Below are 18,881 nucleotides of genomic sequence, written 5' to 3'. Positions count from 1 at the left end.
TACTATTCCAGAGCTACCGCATATGGCTCAAAGCGTTGAGATATCGGCGTTTCATGCGTAGGACCGATCGCGCTTGAGCATTCCTCAGCGGTTTTTCTTGCCCATCCCGCAGGGTTACCACACCGGCCAATAGAGATGGGCTAATCCGTTCACTTCCATCAGTGCAGGCCAAACTCGCGCAGCAACTCTTCACGGTAGCGCACGAACCGGCTTTCACTGCGGTCGCGCGGGCGGGGCAGGTCGACGTCGATCAACCGTGCAGCGCCGCCTTTCTCCCTGGGCAGGATCAGCACGCGGTCGGCCAGATAGATCGCCTCCTCCAGATCGTGCGTGACCATCACCATGGTGACGTTCTCCTCGCTCCAGATGCGCGCCAGTTCCTCCTGCATGCCGATCTTGGTCATGGCGTCCAGCGCTCCCAACGGCTCGTCGAGCAGGAGAATTTCCGGCTGCACGGTCAGCGCCCGGGCGATGCCGACGCGCTGGGCCATGCCGCCGGAAAGCTGCCGGGGAAAGGCGTCGGCGAATTCGGCGAGACCGACGAGCGCGATGTAGAAGCGGGCCTTCTCCTCGGCGTCCGCCTTCGCGACGCCCCGCACTTCGAGGCCGAAGGCGACATTGCCGAGCACGGTCAGCCAGGGCAGCAGGCGCGGTTCCTGGAAGATCACCGCGCGCTCGGCGCCGACGCCGTGAACCGGCTTGCCGTCGATGGCGACGCCGCCGCTGTCGGCGGCCTCCAGCCCGGCGAGGATGCGCAGCAGCGTGGTCTTGCCCGAGCCGCTGGCGCCGACGATGATCAGGCATTCACCGGAACGGACGTCGAGGTTGAGCGTCCTCAACACGGCAAGCTGGCGCCCGCCGAGCGTGAAGGATTTGGAGAGGTCGCGGATCGAGACCTCTCCGCCGCGGTTGGTGCCCGTCATTTCCAGCTCCCAGTCCTTCTCAGCTCTCAGTTGGTCTTGGTTTCACCGGGCCGGTACAGAATGTCGGCGGCCTTCAGCTTGCCCTTGGCCAGGCGGCCGTCGCGCTCGAGCACGGCAACCCAGAAATCGATGTCGCGGTCGGTCGCTTGCGCGCCTTCGCGCAGGCCAAAGCCGGTCCAGTAGCGGGCGAGATCGCCATTTTCGCCGCGCTTGTTGAGGATGTCGGCGAGCACCTTGCGGGCTTCGTCCGGATTCTGCCGCGACCAGTCGGAGGCGCGTGCGGACTGTTCGACGAAGTTGCGCGCCGCGTCCGGGTTGGCGGCAATGAAGTCGCGCCGCAGGACGACAAAGCCGCCGGCGAGTTCGCCCAGCACGTCGGTGTCGTTGAACACGCCGCGCACGCCGCCATTGGCGACCAGCGCGCCGGCAAAGGTCGCCTGCCAGTAGCCGAGGCCGGCGATATCGACCTGGCGCGAGCGCAAGGTCTGTTCGAGCTGCGGCCCGGGCACGACCACAAGGTTGGCGGCATCCGGCGGCAGGCCGACGCTGTGCAGGGCCTCGCGCACCGTATAGTCGAGATGGGCGCCGAGCGTGTTGACCGAGATGGTCTTGCCGGCGATGTCGGCGATCGATTTGATCGGGCTGTCTTCGAGCACGTAGAAGACGCTTTTGACGTCCTTGTTGATGCCGTTGCTCGGATAGGCGGCGACGAAGTCGTTGCCGCCGGAGATCGAGTTGATCACCGCCGCGGTGGCGGCCGAACCGAGGTCGACGCTGCCGGAGGAAAGCGCAAACAGCGATTCCGGGCCGCCGGCTGCATAGCCGACATTCTCCAGTTCGATGCCGAGGTCTTTGAAATAGCCAAGCTCGTAGGCCAGCTCATGCGGAGAGATGCCGCCTCGGCTGGCAAGGTAGCGGAACTTCACGGCTGCGGCTTGCGCAAAAGCGAAGCGGGGCAGGCCGGTGGCGATGAGGCCGGCGGCAAGCGGTGCACCGGCAAGCAGGGAACGACGCGTGATTTTCATGATCGGCTTCCTAAGATGAGAGGAGGGGACTGGTCAGTTGACGGGATTGCTCCAGCGGCACAGCCGCCGCTGCAGGACGACCAGCGCCTGGTTGGCGATCAGGCCGAGGCCGGCGAGGATGACGATCGCCGCGAACATCAGCGGGATTTGGAAATTGTATTGGGCGTTCATCACCTGGAAGCCGATGCCCTTGTTGGCGCCGATCATCTCGGACGCGATCAGCAGCAGCAGTGCCGTGGTGGCGCTGAGCCGCAAGCCGACGAAGATCGAGGGCACGGCGCCCGGCAGCACGACGCGACGGAATACGGTGAGCCGCGTCGCGCCATAGACGCGCGCCATTTCCAGCAGTTTTGGATCGACTTCCTTGACGCCGCTTGTGGTGTTGAGCAGCAGCGGAAACAAGGTCGCCCAGAAGATGACGAAGATCTTGGAGGTTTCGCCAAGCCCCAAGAGCAGGATGAACACCGGGTAGAGTGCCAGCGCCGAGGTCTGCCGGAACAGCTGCAGGATCGGGTCGAGCGCGGTTTCCACGGCGCGCACCTGGCCCATGAACAGGCCGAGCGGAATGGCGACCGCGACGGCGGCTGCGAAGGCAATGCCAGCGCGCTGCAGGCTGATGGCGATGTCGCCGAGCAACACGCCGCCCGCCAGGCCTTTCCACAGGGCGGCAACGATCATGTCGACCGGCGGCAGCACCGCCGCATTGACCCACCCGACGCTGCTCGCCACCTGCCAGATCGCCAGGAACCCCAGAAGAACGCCGTAGCGCGACAGGAAACGGACGGCCGCCCGGCCGCTGGGCCGCAGGAAGTCAATGTCGAAGCCGGTTGCGCCGCGGCGCGTGCCGATACTGACCGGCCGTTCGATGTGCTGCAAAGTCATCGTCTTGCCCTTTCCATGGAAGGTTATTGGCGCGTCGGAGGATTTATTCGGCGGCCAGCACGGTCGAGCGGGCGACGGTCCATGGATTTTCCGGTCGCCTGAGGCCAAGATTCTCGCGCAGTGTGCGGCCTTCGTAAGCCGTGCGGAACAGGCCGCGGCGCTGCAGTTCGGGAATGACCAGGTCGACGAAGTCATCGAGCGCGCCGGGCAGCCAGGGCGGCAGGATGTTGAAGCCGTCGGCCGCCTCGTTGGTGAACCATTCCTCCAGCTGGTCGGCGACCTGAGTGACGCTGCCGACGATGGTGTAGTGGCCGCGCGCCGTCGCTACCCATTGGTAGAGCTGGCGGATGGTGAAGTTGTGCTCGTCGGCGATCTGCCGGATCAGCGCCTGACGGCTCTTCATGCCTTCGGTTTCCTTGCTCGGCGGCAGCGGGCCGTCGAGCGGATAACCCCTGATGTCGAGCGTCTGGCCGGCGAGCCCGTTGAGCAAGGCGACACCGTCCTCGGGCAGGATGAGGTCGTTGAGCTGCTGGTATTTGGCGCGGGCCTCATCCTCGGTGCGGCCGACGAAGGGCGCGACGCCTGGCATGATCAGCACCTGGTCGGGATCGCGGCCGACTTGCGCCACGCGAGCCTTGATGTCGCGGTAGAATTCCTGCGCCGTCTCGAGCTTCTGATGGGCGGTGAAGATGACCTCGGCCGAGTGGGCGGCAAGCCCGCGTCCGTCCTCGGACTGCCCGGCCTGCACTACCACCGGATGTCCCTGTACCGGGCGCGGCACGTTGAGCGGGCCCTTGACGGAGAAGTGCTCGCCCTTGTGGTCGATGTCGTGCAGCTTGTCCTTGTCGTAGAAGCGGCCCGACTGCTTGTCGCGGATGAAGGCGTCATCCTCCCAGCTGTCCCACAGCGCCTTCACCGTCTCGACATGCTCATGCGCCCGCGCATAACGCTCGGCATGGTTGGGCTGGACGTCGCGGTTGAAATTGCGCGCCGTCTCGTCGCCGGCCGAAGTCACCACGTTCCAGCCGGCGCGGCCGTTCGACAACAGGTCGAGCGAAGCGAATTTGCGCGCCAGTGTGTAGGGCTCCTCATAGGTGGTGGAGGCCGTGGCGATGAAGCCGAGATGCGTGGTGAGCGGCGCCAAGGCCGCAAACAGCGTCACCGGCTCGAAGCCGGCGATCTTGGCATTGCCGCCTTCGCGGGCGCCGAGGCCGACGGTCAGGTTGTCGGCCAGGAAATAGGCATCGAACAGGCCGCGCTCGGCGGTCAGCGCAAGCTGCTTGTGGAACTCGAAATTCGTCGCGCCGTCGGCCGGCGCGTCGGGATGGCGCCATGCGGCGATATGCTGTCCGCCACCTGGCAGGAAGGCGCCTAGCTTGATCTGTCTGGGCATTATCAAATTCCCTCTTGTCGCATCAGTTGAAGAGACGTCCCCTCGTGTTCAAGCCGCCTTGATCCTCGCCGGCTTGGCTGCCTTGGTGCGGGAGACGCTGCGTCGTCCGTCGACCGCGACCGGCACGTCACCGTCGACAGTGGCCCGGTGGACGACCCGGCGCTGATCGCCGTAGTCGTTGACGGCGTAGTGCTGCGTGGCGCGGTTGTCCCAGATCGCCACATCACCCTGCTGCCAACGCCAGCGAACGGTGTTCTCCGGTGCGGTAACGTAGGATTGGAACAACTCGTAGACCCGGTGGAAATCGCTTCTGGACAGGCCGACGAACCGCTGCACGAAGTTGCCGAGTAGGAGGGTGCGCTCACCGGTCTCCGGATGAACCCGCACAACAGGATGCTCGGTCTCGTAGATCGTCGAAGTAAACACCTCGTCGAAGTGTTTTGTTTCCGCCTCTGTCGCCCGCGGTCGCACCGCCGCATAGTCGTAGGCGTTGCTGTGGATCGCCCAAAGATCGTCGGCGAGGCGCTTGAGGGCTGGCGGCAAAGTCTCGTAGGCGGCGGCGGTATTCGACCAAATCGTGTCGCCGCCGGCCGACGGAATGACCACGCCGCGCAGGACCGAGAATTTTGGATAGGCGTCGACGAACGTAACGTCGGTGTGCCACTGATCGGCGCGCCCTCCACCGCGACTTGAATCGAGTTCGAGGATCGAGGCCGTTCCCACGATTGGCCCTTGGGTCGGATGCGGTACCAAATCGCCGAGCCGCTGGGCGAAACGCTCCTGCTCGGCATCGTCAAGGTGCCCCTGGTCGCGGAAGAACACGACCTTGTGGCGCAGGAGAAGCTGGTTGATCGCCACCACGACAGCATGGGGTAGATCACCGGATAGACGAACGTTGCTGATCTCTGCGCCGACGCGTGCTGTGAGGGGAGCAACATCGGCTTCCGGAATGGTTGCATCAATGAAAGCAGGCTTGGTCATGGGTAGTCTCCAGGCGGATCGAGTTTGTGGCGGCGGCTGACGATTTCTCGAAGATCCAGACAGGGCTGGAGGAGGCGCTTCAGCCGAGATTTGCGTTAGAAACCCGGTTCGAAGCGCGCCACCGGCCCCGGGCGATAGCAATGTCCGCCTGAGGCGCGTCGGAATCCGAAACCAACTGGTCTCGAATTCGCGAGGCCAGATAGGGCGCGAATTGCCCGATCGCACGGTCGAGCCGATCCGCCAGTGTCGGGGATACGGAGGTTTGGTCGACGAAGTCGCGCTCTGAAGCATAGATCCCTGTCGCCAGCGTTCGTGCCTCGAAGAAGCCGAAGAGCGGCCGTAGCTGATGCTCGACAATCAGCGCGTGTCGGTCTCCGCCGCCGGTCGCGGCCAGAAGTACCGGTTTGCCTATGAAGGCGGTGGGCTCCAGAAGATCGATGAAATGCTTGAAGAGGCCAGCGTAACTACCTTTGTAGACCGGGCTTGCGACGATCAGTGCTTCGGCTTGCAGGAGATGGTCAACAAGTCGCCTTGCCTTCGTGTCCAGATCGGAGAGGCGGTGCGCGGCGCCGAGCGAAGGCAGGAACTGCCCAATATCCATGACCTCGAAGCTTCTCTCATATTGGTGCGCCGTTCGCCTCGCTATCTCTTCGACCAAAGCGCGCGTCCGGGAAGGAGAACTGAAACTGCCGGAAAATCCGACGATTGCGGGTCTGGTCATTTGGTCCTGTCCCTCTCCTTGAAACTGCGGGCCGCAGCCGCGACGAGGGGACAGAATAGTTATGTATATAAAATCTATAGAGAAAGAGAATTGCGTATTTGTGGCGGCTTGTAAAATTCCCTTCCTCCGCTTTTGGCGTTTGTGAGTTCTCGTTGAGCGACTGTGCAGCGAGGCGGGTTAGCGCCTTCACCGAGTGGTCGACAGTATCCTTTGACGGAAGACTTCGGCGCTGGTCTTCTGAAGCCAAGGCTTGGGTGTCGAGTAGAGATAGGCGCGCACCTGGTGCCGGTTCTAGATGCTCGAAGGCACCCTTCGCCAGAACAAGTGGTGCCCAATTTGTGATCAAAGTTGATGGCCAAGCTGGCCGCCGAGGGGCTCAGGTGTCTGCGCCGAGTGTTTCGCGCAGCAGAAGATCCAAGGGTAGGGTCTCGGGCGTCGGATCGTCCTCCCACAGCTTCGCGAAATCCCGGTCGTCGGGCGGTCTATGAATGAGGACCCGGCGCTCAGGGTTGGCTTCGCGAACGCGTTCGGCCGCGCTGAGGCCGGGCTTGTCCGGATCGGCGAAGACGACGATCCGCTGTACGCATTCGGGCAGCTGAAGAAATGGCAACCGTGGTGCTCCCAGTGAGCACCAGACGGGCAAGCCGTATCGCAGCATTACGGCATGGCCGGTCTCATAGCCTTCGGCAATACCAAGGACGTCGGCCGCTGGGGCGAGCCGCAAGGCAAAGCCCCGGCTCGGGCCGATGATGCGGCGTGGCTCGTCCAGCGCCGCCTTTTCTGGTCGTGTCGGGTGCAAGAGGGTGAGCTGCACCGAACAGATCGAACGGTCTGGGGCCTGCAGAGCAGCCACCAGCGCGGGAAAGCGGTTCTTTCCCAACCGATAGCCCGGCAGAAAGCGCAAAGTTGGCAACGTCGCCGGCAGACGGCGAGAGGCAAGATAAGCTTCGCCGTGCGTGCCGCCGAGCGCAATCGCTCTCGACCAGAGCGCGAGCGCGTCCGCTGCCGTGGTTTTGGGCGCCGCCGGACGAACACGACGCAGAGGCTCGGCCGCGCGCTTCGACAAATCCAGGTCCGCAATGGCGGTCTCGATGTCGACGGGATCGCAGCCTGCAAAGCAGTACAGCATAAGACGATAATCCCCGTCACGAACAGAGAGGGAGGGATGGCGGTCGCCTTTGCCTTGCCCGTGACTTGGTACTGGGCAACGGCACAAGTAGCTGCCGCGCGCCGGGAATCCTCCTAAGGCGCGATATACCTGCGCAGCGCTTGGCCACGACACCTTTGTCATGGACCTGACAATGCCGCCAGGCCGCTATCGGATCAATAGAATAATGTAATAGCGCGTTGAACGTCTCCGGCGAAATAACCGGGGCGTTTCAAGGGCCAGGCCTTAGCCGTCGTGCCGGCAGGATCGCCTCGGCCAAGTAGCCCCAAGCCTGCATCGCTGAGAGCGCCATTCGCAAACACTCGAGATTAGCGATCAGGAGCCGTTGCATGAGGTAATGACGAGAACCATTTGCACGCGAACCGCAGCATGGTGGTGTCTGGGCAGCAACGCCTTATGACTGCGCGCGGACGCGCAACCCGACCTTCAGACGATCGGCACAATGGCGGCGTTCCTGGGCGTCTCGGTCTGGGCCTTGGGGGATTCGGGACGCTGCCTTGCGCAAGCCTCGAATCATTTGGGGCTACCGTATCAGGAGATCACAGACCTGACGGAAGAGCAGGATCCTCTGTGCGTGATTGAGCAGATCCTGGCAAGGAGAGCCTGTTAGAGTTTGAAGCGGCCAAGGCGCTGATCGTTGACGCGGTACTGCCAGGCCAGTTTCGGATCCTGGGGGTTGACGCCGGACGTTGACCAGGCGGAGCGCTCGAACTTTGCAGCGTCATGCAAAGGAAGATCGTCATCACAGCGCGACAGTTGTAACGACGAGCGAAGACGATGACGTCCGATACTGTGGGTTAGAAATTCGATGACACAGACGGCGGAGAGGGACAGGATCAAGAAAGCAGTGGAAAAGCTGAGCATGCGAAGGCCGGCTTCCTGATCGGGCAGGGCGAAGAAAGCGAGCACGCCGCCGGCGAAAATTGCGAACGCGAACCTCATGAACATGACGGCGAGTCTCCTATTTCGATGTTGATCATTATAATATCACAGATTGATCGTCATTATAATGATCAATGGAGATAGGATGGCCCCTCATGGATCAAGCGCTTTTCGACGGCTGGGGCAAGGTGCCGTTTTTGGCGGTATCGGCTTCAGAGTATTACCCGGCGCCGTTTCCATCTCGAACAGGCATAGAGATTGGCCCCGGGGGGCAAGCCTTGCGGCCCCGTCTTGAGTGTGATCGCCAGAACCACCGGCGTCGAAGTCTCGCTTGTGGTCGACCTGAACCAGGTCATTCGAAGTGGTATCGTGCAACGATTGCAGGGCCTGCCTGCCGCAAGGGCAGAGATCAGGGTTGTCCCTCCGGATGAGGTGGCACACGACAAATTCATTAGTAAGGGGACCCACGAGATCCAAACCGGATTCATTTAATTATTCATTTTCAACAGGGCATGCAGATCGTCAAATGCTATCGTGCATCTGGAACGATTTAGCGGGTCAAAAGCTGTACGCCGTCACTTTGCGGAGTATGGGAAGGATGCCGCGACACTTTAATAGGGCAATGAGTGATCGTTTCGGCTACAAGCCCTGAGCACTAGACATTCTGCAAAAAATGGCCGTCATATTCCGACCGATAAGCAGGGGGGCAGCTGTGCCGATATTTAAAAACAAGACAGAAGACAGCGATGGTTGGCTTTCGATCCTGCTCGCGCTGCGACTTCGCCAAATCGAGAACGAGTACCCGGACTATGCAAGTTTTGCCGACGCTACGGGGCTATCGCGCGGCACGCTCTACCAGTTGCGGACGGGGAAGGGGAACCCGACATTCGTCACGCTGGAGCGGCTGGCGCGACACCTCAAGGTTCCGGTGTGGACGCTCATTGGTCGGACTGGTGACGACGACAGCGTCAAGCGGGACATCGAGACGTTCGGCTTCAGCTTCACCGAGATTGCGCGGCATATTGAGGCCACGCGTGCTGTGAAGCGCTCGATGACGGAGTTCAGTGGTGTTCCTTCTTTGAAAGAGGCAGCCAGCCCCGCTGGGGCAACCTCCGAGAAGAAGCGGCTGCCTCCAGCCAAAAAGGGACGCAGGGCAAACCAGTAGAGACAAGAAAAGTAGAAGATGCTAAACTACCAGCGTAGATTCATTTGCTACGATTGACAGAAAATCTACTGTATATTTCTTTGACTCGCATCAGGAAATCCGCCAGCGTCGATGCATTGGCATCATTGCTGAAGGGTTCACGATGCAAGCGAATATCTGGCAAGTCGCAGGAGACAATGCGCTCTATAAGGAAGCGGCGGCGTTTGTCGATTGCCACCCGAAACCATGGGTGGAAGAGGTCTCGGAATTTCTGCGGAAGAAAGGCAAGCCCGAGGCGATCACGTTGGTGATCGGACAGTTCATCGTGGCGGCTCTGTTCGAAGGACGATACGCGGATCTGCTGTACTGGTCGCTGGTTGCCGCCGAAGTGAACTACGTTGGGATGGAGCAATGGCCTGATGATGTGCGCCAGGAGTTGGCAAGCCATCTGAAACGGGGATTTGTAAAGCTCTCGTCGCGCAATCTCTCCCATTGAAGGCGGCGGGCCGACGCCATGGCCCTCAATGGGGAGACGGTGTCACACCTGACCAGGGGCAACGTTGATGTCGCTGCCGGCGGGACCGGGAGCGGATGAAGCGAGTTTTGTGTCACCGCCTGTATTGAAATCCCCCGGGCCCAGGCAAGCGGCTTTGTTATCTTCCTGGCAATTGGCGTCGGCCATGGAGCGGGCGTTCCTTGCCATATCGCAGATCGTCGTCCCGTTGATGTCGGAGAATCCGCTACAGCGGCCCGACCGAACCATCTCTTGGCAATTGCCCGTCCCCAATTGAATGCAGGCGGCGATCAATGAGGCATCAACCTTCTGACCGTCGAAGGTATCCATTTGCATGAGCTGCTTGACGGGCGCGGAGTTATAGCCGTCGTTTGTAAGCTTGGCCCAGGTGTCGACTTGGAACTGGAGGGATTGGCAGCCAAACTCGGAACGCGACATGCCTGCGTAGTTTTTGATGCTGGTGTTGTTCAACTGGAAGGTGCCGGTGCAGCAAGAGCCATTGTAGACGCCTTTGTTGCCGCCGGATTCGAAGCGGCCAAGGCCGCCGAGGCTGCACGACGTGTTTTTCAGCTCGTCGCGCAGGGACGAATTCCTTACGGCATCTGTGATGTCCTGTGCGGAATAGTCGGTGCGTTCGCAATATTGTGCGCCGGCTGATGCCGCTGCCACCGAGTTGCAGACTAGAAGGCCGGCGGCAAGGACGCGGCTCAGTTTGGAATAGAGACGATACATAGGAATGTGCCTCACGGAAGCTTTAGGCTGGTTGTGCATCGAGACCACTCCTTGCCGCCGACGAAAGAACGAAAACGAATCTCTTTGGCGTTCACTTTGACGTCGATTTCGGTTCGATCGTCCCGATTGGCCTGGGGTCGATCGTCATCGGACAGATCGACGTAGCAGGCTTGCGCGCGTGCAACGATTTTGCCGCTATCTGCATCGATGATGCGCGCCTCGCAGAGGTCAGGCTCCAAGGAAGAGCCGGCGTTGTTTGCGCCAGTCTCGCAATTGCGGGTAGAGGCGATCGAGACGATCAAGGTGTGCGATCCGACTTTGATGGGCTTCGACAGGATATCGAGTGGCGGTATCTGCCCGGGCGGAATGCTTCTGTGCAGCTCGTCACGCCAATAGGCGGCATTCGAAGCGATGATATCGGACCATGCGCTCTCTATCGCTGGTTGCGCGTCTGCCGCCGTAAGCGACTGGTAGCCTAGAGGCTCCCATGCGTGTGCGGAGATGGACGAGATGGAGATAATCGCGAGAGCGGCAAGGGTGGGCATGGTGAACCTCCTGAGCTTCACACCGCCGTGGCCGCCGCCAGGAGCCGCGGTCAAGGCCGCGCATCGCGCGCCGTCAGGGAAGCATTGATCCGTTGGCGATGGCCGGTGGCGGGCTGGTGTCCTGAATAACGTCAGGTTCTGCGTGTCGATCATGATTGCGCTCCTTGGGGATATCGAGGTTGCCGAAACACAACGGCGTGGGCTGCTTCCTCTAGGGTTGCGGGACAGGGACCCGGAATTGGCATTCCTGGGCGATTTCACCTTGGAATACGATGCCGGCGCGAATGCTTTTGGCCTCAACATCATATGCACCCATCGCACCATTCCGAGCCAGGTCGGGGCGGACGTTATTCGGTTGCGCGCCATATTCGATGAAACAGCCGGAGCCAGCGTCAGCGACCGTTGATCGGCCGTTCTGGTAGATCGCCAAGCGCATGGGGCATCGTTTCAGTGTGGCATTGCCGACAGGGTCGGTGCGGATCGGCGAGCAGCCGGTGAGCGTGTGCAGGACCGAGAGGACGACGGTTTTGGCCGGGCTGCGAACGACGATGTGACTCTCGGAAGCCGGCGCGTTGGCGACCGCAAAGCGTGTATCGCCTTTGGCCACGTAGGCGTCGTTGTTCTTCTTCAGTCGGTCGGCCCATAGGGAGGCGTAGGGCACGGCTTCCGAGTTCGGGAGCTCGAGATCGGCATAGGCGACGGCGCGCCAGGCGTTCGGATCATGCGTGAGCGGCTGGGCCGAAGCGTGGGGCGCCAATGTAAGGGCAGCCGCGACTGCGACAAATGTCAGGCGTGCATGCATTCCTTGCCTCGCTTGTGTGCCCTATGATTAAATCAATGTCGCGATGATTGTCGAGCGTGATATTTGGATGGGACAAAAAGCCCGCCTATCGGGGCTGGATGAATTGCGAGGCCTGGCGATCGGGCTGGTGGTGCTGTCGCATGTCGGGCCGGTCTTCGGAGAAGGCGGGACGGTCGCCGCTCTGCTGTTTGCGCCGGCGTGGAACGTCGGGGTCGACCTGTTCTTTGTGATTTCCGGCCTGGTGGTGGAACGCTCATTGCGAAGCCTGCGCCTCGAGCGCGGTGCGCTCGAGGCGGCCTCCGCCTTCTATGTCAGGCGTGCTATGCGGATCGTGCCGCTGGCCTGGTGCGTCGGCGCCATCCTCTCGATCGGGTTGATCATCCCGGAAAGCGGCGTTGAGCCTGCAGACGCGAAGGCGGCATTCGCCTTCATCTCGAATGCGCATTGGGCGCCCTGTTTCGGGGGCGCCACAGGATGCGGGAACGCCTATGCGTTTGGGCCATTCTGGTCGATCGCCGCCGAAATGCAATTTTATCTACTGGCTCCGCTCCTGGTGTTCTTGCTACCGCGGCGGGCGCTCGTCGCGCTGGCCGGGCTCGTTCTCGTGGTCGGGACGTTCACGCTGCGGCCATGGGGCGGGACGCTTTGGACGTTCCGCATCGATGCAATCGCGGTCGGGCTGGCGATCGGAGCAACCATGAGCGCAAGCGCATGGCCACGGCTGGCGGAACACCTGAGGGCGATCGGTAACATGGAAACGGCGTTCTGGATGACGGTCGGGGCCTTCATGTTGGCGATCTTGCCGCCGGCGATGCATGGCGTGGCGACTGCCGTGCTGGCGCTGATGTGCGGGTGGATCGTGACAAGGGCGACCTTGCGGGATGATTCTGTGAACTGGCCGGGGCGGATACTGCGCCGCTTGGGAGGCATCTCCTATGCCCTCTATCTGATCCATCTGCCGGTGCTGGCGCTGTTCAACTGGTCGCTTGGCCAATTCCTGGACGCTCCGGCGACGGCAACGCTCTCGATCGCGGTCGCGATCGGGCTGTCTCATGTGCTGACGGTGGCAATCGGAGATCCGCTCCGGCAGCTCGGCCGCCAATGGTCAAATCGAACAGTCCGGGAGGTGTTGCCGTGACGGAAGAAAATCGTCAGTGGTCGCTTGGTGGTGAAGATGTCGATCAAATTCCGCGAGGAGCGAGGGCGCTGGCGGAGCAGCTTTTGACCGAGACCGACGGCGATGCCGTGGCAGCGCTCGTCGCGGCATGCTGCGTCATTGGAGACATGCGCTCGGCGGTATCGAGGGGTATGGTGCGCAACGGATCGCCGTCAGGGGTCGATATCGCGCAAGTGCTGGACGTGTTCGTGCGAAGCGAGCTCCCAGCAGAAAAGCAGAACCTGACCGGTAGATGACTTCGACGCGAAGTGGCTACCATGTTGGGGGCTGTGCGGCCTGCCGCTCGATCCCCCGGAATGCTGAATGCACGATATCCGCAGTTTGATCTTCGTGGACGACCGTCAGCAATGCCATGCACTGACACTGATTTCGCCAGGAAAGAGATTGAACTAAAGCCTTGCGAAACGCTTTGGCCGAACGACAGGATCGGTCTCGCATAGGGAAGCATGATCTTTCGGCCGGAGGTGAGCGATGCGGCCTCCATGCGTGAAGGTCGCCTCCGCTGGCGCGACCACACGCAATACGCTCGAAGTCGCCGAAGACGTTCGTCGCAATCTTCGAACTGGGATCTGCACGAAGAGACGCGGTGGTGAATTGGCACGCTGCGTGACGACACATCCGGAGCGTCGTAAAAGCCGCTCGCAGCGTACCTCTCATACGCCCGCGGACAATCTTGCCGACGCCGGCGCCGTTGGTTTGGCCGTCGGCTTCTGTGCGCATCTGGCCAGCCGACACGCGGCAGTGTGACGGCCGCCGCTTAGTAGCGGTCACCGAACCAGCCCTTGCTCTTGGGCGGCGAGGGTTCCTGATAGGCCCACGGGACAGACTTGTAGGACGGCCTCGGGTCTTGGACGCGCCAAGCCTTCTGCCAGTAGTAGAAATTGAGGGGTACTCGGGCGAGCACGCGACCATCGGCAGACAGGAGGTCGGAAGCGCAGGCGACGACGGGGCCGTCGTAAAATTGCACGCGGCCAGTATAGCCGTTGAGCGCTCCTGGCCGGCAGGCAAAGACGCGAACTCCTGCAGCGATCGTGTCCGGGGCTTCCGCTGGGACGGAGATCGTCTTGATGCCTTCCTTGGTGATGAGCGTGCGCACAGGCACGGAGTTCCAATGCGAGCGGCGCAAGGCGTTATTCGCCTGAGCTTCGGTTGGGTAGCCGGCTCGCCGGGTAAGGACCGGCGGGAAGCGCCCCCAGTCTGGCGCATATTCTTGCCGGCTGCGACTGACCCGATCAGGCTTCCAATAGGAGTCCGTAGCCGAAGCGGGGCCGGCCGAATGTGAAGCATCCGGCACTCGCTCGGCGCAACCGGCGAGCAAGGCCGCGGATGCGACGAGGTGGAGGATGTGACGAAAAGAACGCATATCGTGCTCGGGGGTCATGGGTTTGCAGGTGAGAATTTCCGGTGAAGCCAAGGCATCTGGAAGGTGCTGGCCCAAATGCCGCGATGGGTTTTGCGAGCCTGACGCTCGATCTGGGCGTAGAGGAGGATGCGACGATCGAGTTCATCGGGGAGGGTGACGGCTACGCCTGCTTTCCGCCTTTCGCCGGCGACGTCGGCCATTTCGCTGGCTGCACAACGCCCTCGTCTTTCCGGATCGGCGAGCAGACAAGCCATTGTTTCAAGGTGGCGGTTACGAGCCATGCCATGGCGACAACCCCACAAGGCAACGCCTGCTTTCCCAGCGTCGCGGTCTGGCCCAGGTCGCAGCTGTCGACGCCGCGATAGGTGCACGAAGCAAAAGTTGATTGCTGGTTCCCATGGATCACTCCTCGTCAGATTCATTGAGTCAGTAAACTATCTTGCAAATCGCTGTGCAAGTGTCTCTGAATCATATCCCGCGAGGGGAGGAGGGTGCTCGTATCCGGATCCGCGCCCGATGGGCCGGGTAGGGCCTCGGTGTCGAGTTGACGCGGGGCCATCCGGCAATCGATACTCGGAATGCGCGCTATGCCGTGGCGGTCGCAGCGGCATCCGCTGGAGGAACTCAGCGGCTTCGTGGGCGGCCTTGCCTGATATCGCTGCGAGCCTTTCGAAGCCGCTGTTCGAGCGCTAAATAGTCCGCCCTGAACAACGGTTAAGCCATTGACACGGCATGGTCGCGGAGACGGGGGGAAGTATCCGGTTTCGCGGCTGAAGCAGCAAGCGCCAGCAGGATGAGCGCACGCCAAAGCGCCAGCGTGGCGAGGATGAGGCGCAGATTGTGGCCTGCGGCCACGAGCAGCGCATTGATGGCGTCGCCAACATGGCCGAGAAGGAAGTTCCGGTCCAGCCGCCCATCGGTTTTCATATGGCCGATGGTGGCCTCGATGGCCGATCGTCGCTTCAGTTCCCGCTTCATAGTGGCCGTCAGGCCGCGCCGATGGCCGGCGATCATCACCGAGCCCGAGCCTTTGTAGTCGTGGCCGCGATAGCCCTTGTCGACATAGAGGCGGTCCGGGTCGACGCCGCCGATCTCCACCGCCTGATCGACGGTCGCGGCGAGCGTATGGCCGTCATACGGATTACCCTCGAAGGATTTGGCGGCCAGCACGAGGCCTTCCCGGTTCGTCGTTGCGATCCCGACCTTGCAGCCAAACTCGTAGGGCGTACGGGCTTTGCCTTTCGAGATGCAGACCACCTCGGGCGCATGCAGTGAATAGAGCTTGTTCTTGTCTTTCGGCTTCTGGACTAGCAGCCGCTCGACCAGCCCGAGCAATCGAGCAAACCTGACCTCGAGTTCGGCATTGCCGGCGATCTTGCGGCTGATGTCGCGGAACACGCGTCCGAGATAGGTGCGCAGGCGCTTCAGTTCGCGTCGCATCCGGCGGAACTGCCGGGCGTGGGCATAGCGGCCGGCGCGAACCGCCGCGGCCTTGGCGAGTCGGGTGTGGCTCTGCCTGAGCACGACGCCATGCCGCTTCGCCTGGCGAACCAGTATCTGGATGGCCTTCAGGTAAAGCCGGCTGTCGGTCGGATGGGCGATCGCCTTCGGCTGCACCGTGGTGTCGATGGTGATCCGCTCCAGCGAGTTCGGCTTGGCCGTCCCGGTGTCGAGTGCAACCTCGACGCTCGCCTTCAGCATTTCCTCAAGCCCCTCCGGCCCGATCCGCTTGCGCCAGCGCGTCATCGTGCTGGCGTCGATCGGCGCCTCGTGCTGGAAGAACTCGAAGCCGCAGAAATACTGCCAGTAGGCATTCTCCACCCAGCGATCCACCACCTCCTCGTCCGACAGGTCATGGACGTGCTTGAGGTAATGCAGCCCGACCATCAACCGCGTCGGCTTGGCCGGCCTGCCGACCGGACGGTAGAAGCGGCCGAACGTCTCATCGAACCGTGCCCATGGCATCAGACCTGAAAGCCGGACCAGCGGGTGCCTCATGTTGATGATCGCGTCCAGACGTTCGCGGAAGAGGTCATTCCTGTTGCGTGACGGACGGGATGGCAGCATCGCGAAAACACCGGAAAGGGACAGGATCGGATTCGATTTCCGGCATTTTCCAATACTTCAAACCCCTTGGGAATCCCTGCAACACAAGGCTTCAAGCTATTTTTCAGGCCGAACTAAATAGCGAGCCGTAATCGAGTTCAGCTTTGTGAAAAACTGCCTGCTCTGCGCAGGGTTGCCCGGCGCAGGCGGGGGGAAGAAAGCAAAAAGAGCCTCCCGATCAGCGTCTAATTGTTTTAGCTCCGAGCAGAGACGGCAAATTTCGTGGTCGTCCGTTCCGGAACTCCGATGTGATGCACGGCGCGAGGTACGCGTAGGGTTAGTCTGCCGACCCACATCGTTCGACGAAAGCAAAATCGTATCCAAGGCGTTTCCTCCACGCCGGGTTGTGGTCATCCAATTTGGAATAATGCGGGTTGCAACCTATGTATACTGGCGGTTTTGCCTGTCACTTTTGACAGGTCGTGAGACGCTGGAATCCAGCGAGGAGCAACCTAGTTCGATAGCCGCGCGAATGGCTTGGAGAGGCGCGTCGATAGCAAGGAGATGAGCTGGATATGGCGAGATTTGACTCAAATTTTCACGACGTGACGGAGGGTATTCACGCAGTTGCCTCTCCTGCGGACGCGGCGGACCTTCTGAACACAATTGTCGAAAGTTACGGTCTTGAGACGGCGGCCTTTCTTACCGTCAGGCCGGTTTACGAGGAACCGAGTAAGCCGTTCTATGTGACCACCTATTCGCCTGACTGGGTGAAACGCTACATCGAGAAGGATTTTTTCGACATCGATCCCGTGCTTCGCTATGGGCTGCGTGCTTTGAAATTGGTTGATTGGAAGGAGATCGACCTATCGGACAAGCCCGTGCGCGCGTTCTTCGGTGAAGCGAGGGAACATGGTGTCGGGAAGCATGGCGTCACGTTCCCGGTGAGGGGTGTCGACGGCGACCGCGGCATTCTGACCGTGACGAGCAACGAGAACGCAGCGGCGTGGCAGACGTTTCTCAAATCCGAGGTTCGCGACTTCCAGCATCTCGCCGGTGAATTTCACAATGCTATCGGTCGAATCCAAGGAAGGCCACGCCATCCGACGGTCTGCTCCGATAGAGAGATCGAATGCCTGAAATGGTACGCGAGGGGAGAGAAGGTCAAACGGACCGCAGAGATACTGTCGCTATCCCCTCGCACGGTCCGATTTCATCTTGATCTGGCACGGGCCAAGCTTGGTGCCAAAAGCTTGGCCCATGCGGTTGCGATCGCGGCAGAGCGCGGCCTTTTCTTTCAAAGACTGTTCTGATCGGTAGCCAAGCGCTTCGCGGGAAGCCGCCGGCAAAACTCGTTCCGTTTCGTGAAGCTGGGAATGCTAGAATGACTGAATCATGGGGAAAGAAGGGAGATGTCGCTCTGGACAACCTGATCCGGAAAGGCACTGCGACGCTCTGAGGGTAGAATGCTGGCCAAAGCAAGTGTCCTATTCGCAAACCACACGGTACCGCTTGCCGGTCTCGCTGATGTTCTTGCAGACAAGCGGCTTGTGTGGGTCGGAAGAGGACAGCGGAGGACTTGCGGCCCGCGATGCACGTCTGTTTGATGGCTTGCGACTTGCCGTACGGCTCGGTTCGAGCCTCTCCGGCTCCTGTGGCGCAACCGGTAACACGCTGGTTTCGGTCTGTGGCTGCTGCAGGCGTGGCGGCTCTTTGTCAAAGAATCGCCTGGCATCAAGCGATCTCGGAATAATCACCGTACCATCATCGCTGTGCGCGCAGCCGCTGCCCAACAGTAAGGCCAGCCCCAGGAAAAAAGGCAGAATCCGTTCAAACATAAGCATACCCTTGGCGGGCGTATACCCCGGCTTGCGGGTCGCCGACAACCGGCGCAAGGGCACGAAGAAAGGGCGGCATTGCTTGCCGCCCTTTCGAAATTGTCGAGATGCGTGGACCTTTAAAAGCCCATACCGCCCATGCCGCCGCCGCCCATGCCGCCAGGCATGCCGCCGCCAGCCGCTTCCTTCTTCGGAGCTTCGGCGATCATGGCGTCGGTGGTGACCAGCAGGCCGGCGACCGAGGCCGCGTCCTGGAGAGCGGTACGAACGACCTTGACCGGATCGACGATACCCATGGCGATCATGTCGCCATATTCGCCGGTCTGGGCGTTGTAGCCGAAGGTCGCGCCCTTGTTCTCAAGGATCTTGCCGGCAACGATCGAAGCTTCCGCACCGGCGTTGGCCGCGATCTGGCGGGCCGGAGCCTGCAGCGCACGACGAACGATGTTGATGCCGGCGGTCTGGTCGGAGTTGGCGCCGGTTGCCTTGATGCTCAGCGAAGCGCGCAGCAGGGCGACGCCGCCGCCGGGAACGATGCCTTCTTCGACGGCCGCACGGGTCGCGTTGAGGGCGTCATCGACGCGGTCCTTCTTTTCCTTGACTTCGACTTCCGTCGCACCGCCGACGCGGATCACCGCAACGCCGCCCGCGAGCTTCGCGAGACGTTCCTGCAGCTTCTCCTTGTCGTAGTCCGAAGTGGTCTCTTCGATCTGCTGCTTGATCTGGGCAACGCGGCCCTGGATCT

General features: G+C 61.4%; 20 protein-coding genes. 6 read left to right on the top strand and 14 right to left on the bottom strand.

Annotated features, from left to right (window positions below; all coding sequences use genetic code 11):
* Positions 1 to 158: 158 nt before the first annotated feature.
* The 8 genes from NKG99_RS29745 to NKG99_RS29710 all read right to left on the bottom strand — a co-directional run bounded on the left by NKG99_RS29745 (position 159) and on the right by NKG99_RS29710 (position 8,041).
* Positions 159 to 923, bottom strand: a complete 765-nt coding sequence (locus NKG99_RS29745) for an ABC transporter ATP-binding protein (protein WP_352616685.1) — start codon at positions 921 to 923, stop codon at positions 159 to 161.
* A 26-nt stretch (positions 924 to 949) separates the two neighbouring features.
* Positions 950 to 1,948, bottom strand: coding sequence for an ABC transporter substrate-binding protein (locus tag NKG99_RS29740; RefSeq protein ID WP_352872732.1), 999 nt, complete (start codon positions 1,946 to 1,948; stop codon positions 950 to 952).
* A gap of 33 nt (positions 1,949 to 1,981) precedes the next feature.
* Positions 1,982 to 2,830 carry an ABC transporter permease gene (locus NKG99_RS29735; protein ID WP_352872731.1) on the bottom strand — a complete coding sequence of 283 codons (849 nt, stop codon included), beginning with the start codon at positions 2,828 to 2,830 and terminating at the stop codon, positions 1,982 to 1,984.
* Positions 2,831 to 2,873: 43 nt separating this feature from the next.
* On the bottom strand, positions 2,874 to 4,223 hold the full coding sequence (locus tag NKG99_RS29730) for an LLM class flavin-dependent oxidoreductase (RefSeq protein ID WP_352872730.1): 1,350 nt from the start codon (positions 4,221 to 4,223) through the stop codon (positions 2,874 to 2,876).
* 48 nt (positions 4,224 to 4,271) lie between these two features.
* Positions 4,272 to 5,204: a TauD/TfdA dioxygenase family protein gene (locus tag NKG99_RS29725; protein WP_352616674.1), complete on the bottom strand. Its 933-nt coding sequence runs from the start codon at positions 5,202 to 5,204 to the stop codon at positions 4,272 to 4,274.
* A 79-nt stretch (positions 5,205 to 5,283) separates the two neighbouring features.
* A complete protein-coding gene (gene msuE / locus NKG99_RS29720) occupies positions 5,284 to 5,925 on the bottom strand; it encodes an FMN reductase (RefSeq protein WP_352872728.1) in 642 nt (213 codons plus the stop codon).
* A gap of 376 nt (positions 5,926 to 6,301) precedes the next feature.
* Positions 6,302 to 7,054, bottom strand: a complete 753-nt coding sequence (locus NKG99_RS29715) for a DUF7146 domain-containing protein (RefSeq protein WP_031193865.1) — start codon at positions 7,052 to 7,054, stop codon at positions 6,302 to 6,304.
* Positions 7,055 to 7,699: 645 nt separating this feature from the next.
* Positions 7,700 to 8,041, bottom strand: coding sequence for a hypothetical protein (locus tag NKG99_RS29710; RefSeq protein WP_352872727.1), 342 nt, complete (start codon positions 8,039 to 8,041; stop codon positions 7,700 to 7,702).
* A gap of 646 nt (positions 8,042 to 8,687) precedes the next feature.
* Here NKG99_RS29710 and NKG99_RS29705 point away from each other — a divergent pair.
* Complete coding sequence (locus tag NKG99_RS29705) at positions 8,688 to 9,140, top strand: helix-turn-helix domain-containing protein (RefSeq protein ID WP_006205840.1); 453 nt, start codon at positions 8,688 to 8,690, stop codon at positions 9,138 to 9,140.
* A gap of 142 nt (positions 9,141 to 9,282) precedes the next feature.
* Positions 9,283 to 9,615 carry a hypothetical protein gene (locus tag NKG99_RS29700; RefSeq protein ID WP_352872725.1) on the top strand — a complete coding sequence of 111 codons (333 nt, stop codon included), beginning with the start codon at positions 9,283 to 9,285 and terminating at the stop codon, positions 9,613 to 9,615.
* Between the two features lie 42 nt (positions 9,616 to 9,657).
* Here the strand turns inward: NKG99_RS29700 and NKG99_RS29695 are convergent, their stop codons facing one another.
* From NKG99_RS29695 to NKG99_RS29685, 3 genes are read right to left on the bottom strand one after another with little or no spacing between them, the layout of a single operon-like run.
* Positions 9,658 to 10,365 (bottom strand): hypothetical protein, encoded by a 708-nt coding sequence (locus NKG99_RS29695; protein WP_352872724.1) that lies wholly within the window; start codon positions 10,363 to 10,365, stop codon positions 9,658 to 9,660.
* Between the two features lie 11 nt (positions 10,366 to 10,376).
* On the bottom strand, positions 10,377 to 11,063 hold the full coding sequence (locus tag NKG99_RS29690) for a hypothetical protein (RefSeq protein ID WP_352872722.1): 687 nt from the start codon (positions 11,061 to 11,063) through the stop codon (positions 10,377 to 10,379).
* 58 nt (positions 11,064 to 11,121) lie between these two features.
* Positions 11,122 to 11,712: a hypothetical protein gene (locus NKG99_RS29685; protein WP_352872721.1), complete on the bottom strand. Its 591-nt coding sequence runs from the start codon at positions 11,710 to 11,712 to the stop codon at positions 11,122 to 11,124.
* 67 nt (positions 11,713 to 11,779) lie between these two features.
* On the opposite strand from NKG99_RS29685, the gene NKG99_RS29680 reads away from it, so the two are divergent.
* Together NKG99_RS29680 and NKG99_RS29675 are read left to right on the top strand one after the other, a co-directional pair.
* Complete coding sequence (locus tag NKG99_RS29680; protein WP_352872720.1) at positions 11,780 to 12,850, top strand: acyltransferase family protein; 1,071 nt, start codon at positions 11,780 to 11,782, stop codon at positions 12,848 to 12,850.
* Positions 12,847 to 13,125, top strand: coding sequence for a hypothetical protein (locus tag NKG99_RS29675; protein WP_352872719.1), 279 nt, complete (start codon positions 12,847 to 12,849; stop codon positions 13,123 to 13,125). Before NKG99_RS29680 ends, NKG99_RS29675 begins: the two co-directional genes overlap by 4 nt.
* Before the next feature lie 521 nt (positions 13,126 to 13,646).
* On the opposite strand, the gene NKG99_RS29670 is transcribed toward NKG99_RS29675, so the two are convergent.
* On the bottom strand, positions 13,647 to 14,015 hold the full coding sequence (locus NKG99_RS29670) for a hypothetical protein (protein WP_352689552.1): 369 nt from the start codon (positions 14,013 to 14,015) through the stop codon (positions 13,647 to 13,649).
* A 278-nt stretch (positions 14,016 to 14,293) separates the two neighbouring features.
* Here NKG99_RS29670 and NKG99_RS29665 point away from each other — a divergent pair, with 278 nt between their 5' ends.
* Positions 14,294 to 14,617 (top strand): hypothetical protein, encoded by a 324-nt coding sequence (locus NKG99_RS29665; RefSeq protein ID WP_352872717.1) that lies wholly within the window; start codon positions 14,294 to 14,296, stop codon positions 14,615 to 14,617.
* Between the two features lie 349 nt (positions 14,618 to 14,966).
* Here the strand turns inward: NKG99_RS29665 and NKG99_RS29660 are convergent, their stop codons facing one another.
* Positions 14,967 to 16,319, bottom strand: a complete 1,353-nt coding sequence (locus NKG99_RS29660) for an IS5 family transposase (protein WP_352872715.1) — start codon at positions 16,317 to 16,319, stop codon at positions 14,967 to 14,969.
* A 554-nt stretch (positions 16,320 to 16,873) separates the two neighbouring features.
* Here NKG99_RS29660 and NKG99_RS29655 point away from each other — a divergent pair.
* Positions 16,874 to 17,611 carry a helix-turn-helix transcriptional regulator gene (locus tag NKG99_RS29655; RefSeq protein WP_352872713.1) on the top strand — a complete coding sequence of 246 codons (738 nt, stop codon included), beginning with the start codon at positions 16,874 to 16,876 and terminating at the stop codon, positions 17,609 to 17,611.
* 644 nt (positions 17,612 to 18,255) lie between these two features.
* Here the strand turns inward: NKG99_RS29655 and NKG99_RS29650 are convergent.
* Positions 18,256 to 18,881: TCP-1/cpn60 chaperonin family protein (locus NKG99_RS29650; protein ID WP_352872712.1), on the bottom strand; the 626-nt coding region annotated here is incomplete at its 5' end.

Origin of the sequence: Mesorhizobium sp. M1409 (assembly GCF_040317535.1) — a bacterium.
Taxonomy (GTDB): Bacteria; Pseudomonadota; Alphaproteobacteria; order Rhizobiales; family Rhizobiaceae; genus Mesorhizobium.
This window is presented reverse-complemented; position numbering and strand designations above follow the sequence as displayed.

Coding starts and splice junctions, on each gene's coding strand:
- NKG99_RS29715 (WP_031193865.1), bottom strand. CDS start 7,054: ATGCTGTACTGCTTTGCAGGCTGCGATCCCGTCGACATCGAGACCGCC.
- msuE (WP_352872728.1), bottom strand. CDS start 5,925: ATGACCAGACCCGCAATCGTCGGATTTTCCGGCAGTTTCAGTTCTCCT.
- NKG99_RS29730 (WP_352872730.1), bottom strand. CDS start 4,223: ATGCCCAGACAGATCAAGCTAGGCGCCTTCCTGCCAGGTGGCGGACAG.
- NKG99_RS29695 (WP_352872724.1), bottom strand. CDS start 10,365: ATGTATCGTCTCTATTCCAAACTGAGCCGCGTCCTTGCCGCCGGCCTT.
- NKG99_RS29740 (WP_352872732.1), bottom strand. CDS start 1,948: ATGAAAATCACGCGTCGTTCCCTGCTTGCCGGTGCACCGCTTGCCGCC.
- NKG99_RS29680 (WP_352872720.1), top strand. CDS start 11,780: ATGGGACAAAAAGCCCGCCTATCGGGGCTGGATGAATTGCGAGGCCTG.
- NKG99_RS29660 (WP_352872715.1), bottom strand. CDS start 16,319: ATGCTGCCATCCCGTCCGTCACGCAACAGGAATGACCTCTTCCGCGAA.
- NKG99_RS29655 (WP_352872713.1), top strand. CDS start 16,874: ATGGCGAGATTTGACTCAAATTTTCACGACGTGACGGAGGGTATTCAC.
- NKG99_RS29725 (WP_352616674.1), bottom strand. CDS start 5,204: ATGACCAAGCCTGCTTTCATTGATGCAACCATTCCGGAAGCCGATGTT.
- NKG99_RS29735 (WP_352872731.1), bottom strand. CDS start 2,830: ATGACTTTGCAGCACATCGAACGGCCGGTCAGTATCGGCACGCGCCGC.
- NKG99_RS29685 (WP_352872721.1), bottom strand. CDS start 11,712: ATGCATGCACGCCTGACATTTGTCGCAGTCGCGGCTGCCCTTACATTG.
- NKG99_RS29745 (WP_352616685.1), bottom strand. CDS start 923: ATGACGGGCACCAACCGCGGCGGAGAGGTCTCGATCCGCGACCTCTCC.
- NKG99_RS29690 (WP_352872722.1), bottom strand. CDS start 11,063: ATGATCGACACGCAGAACCTGACGTTATTCAGGACACCAGCCCGCCAC.
- NKG99_RS29700 (WP_352872725.1), top strand. CDS start 9,283: ATGCAAGCGAATATCTGGCAAGTCGCAGGAGACAATGCGCTCTATAAG.
- NKG99_RS29710 (WP_352872727.1), bottom strand. CDS start 8,041: ATGTTCATGAGGTTCGCGTTCGCAATTTTCGCCGGCGGCGTGCTCGCT.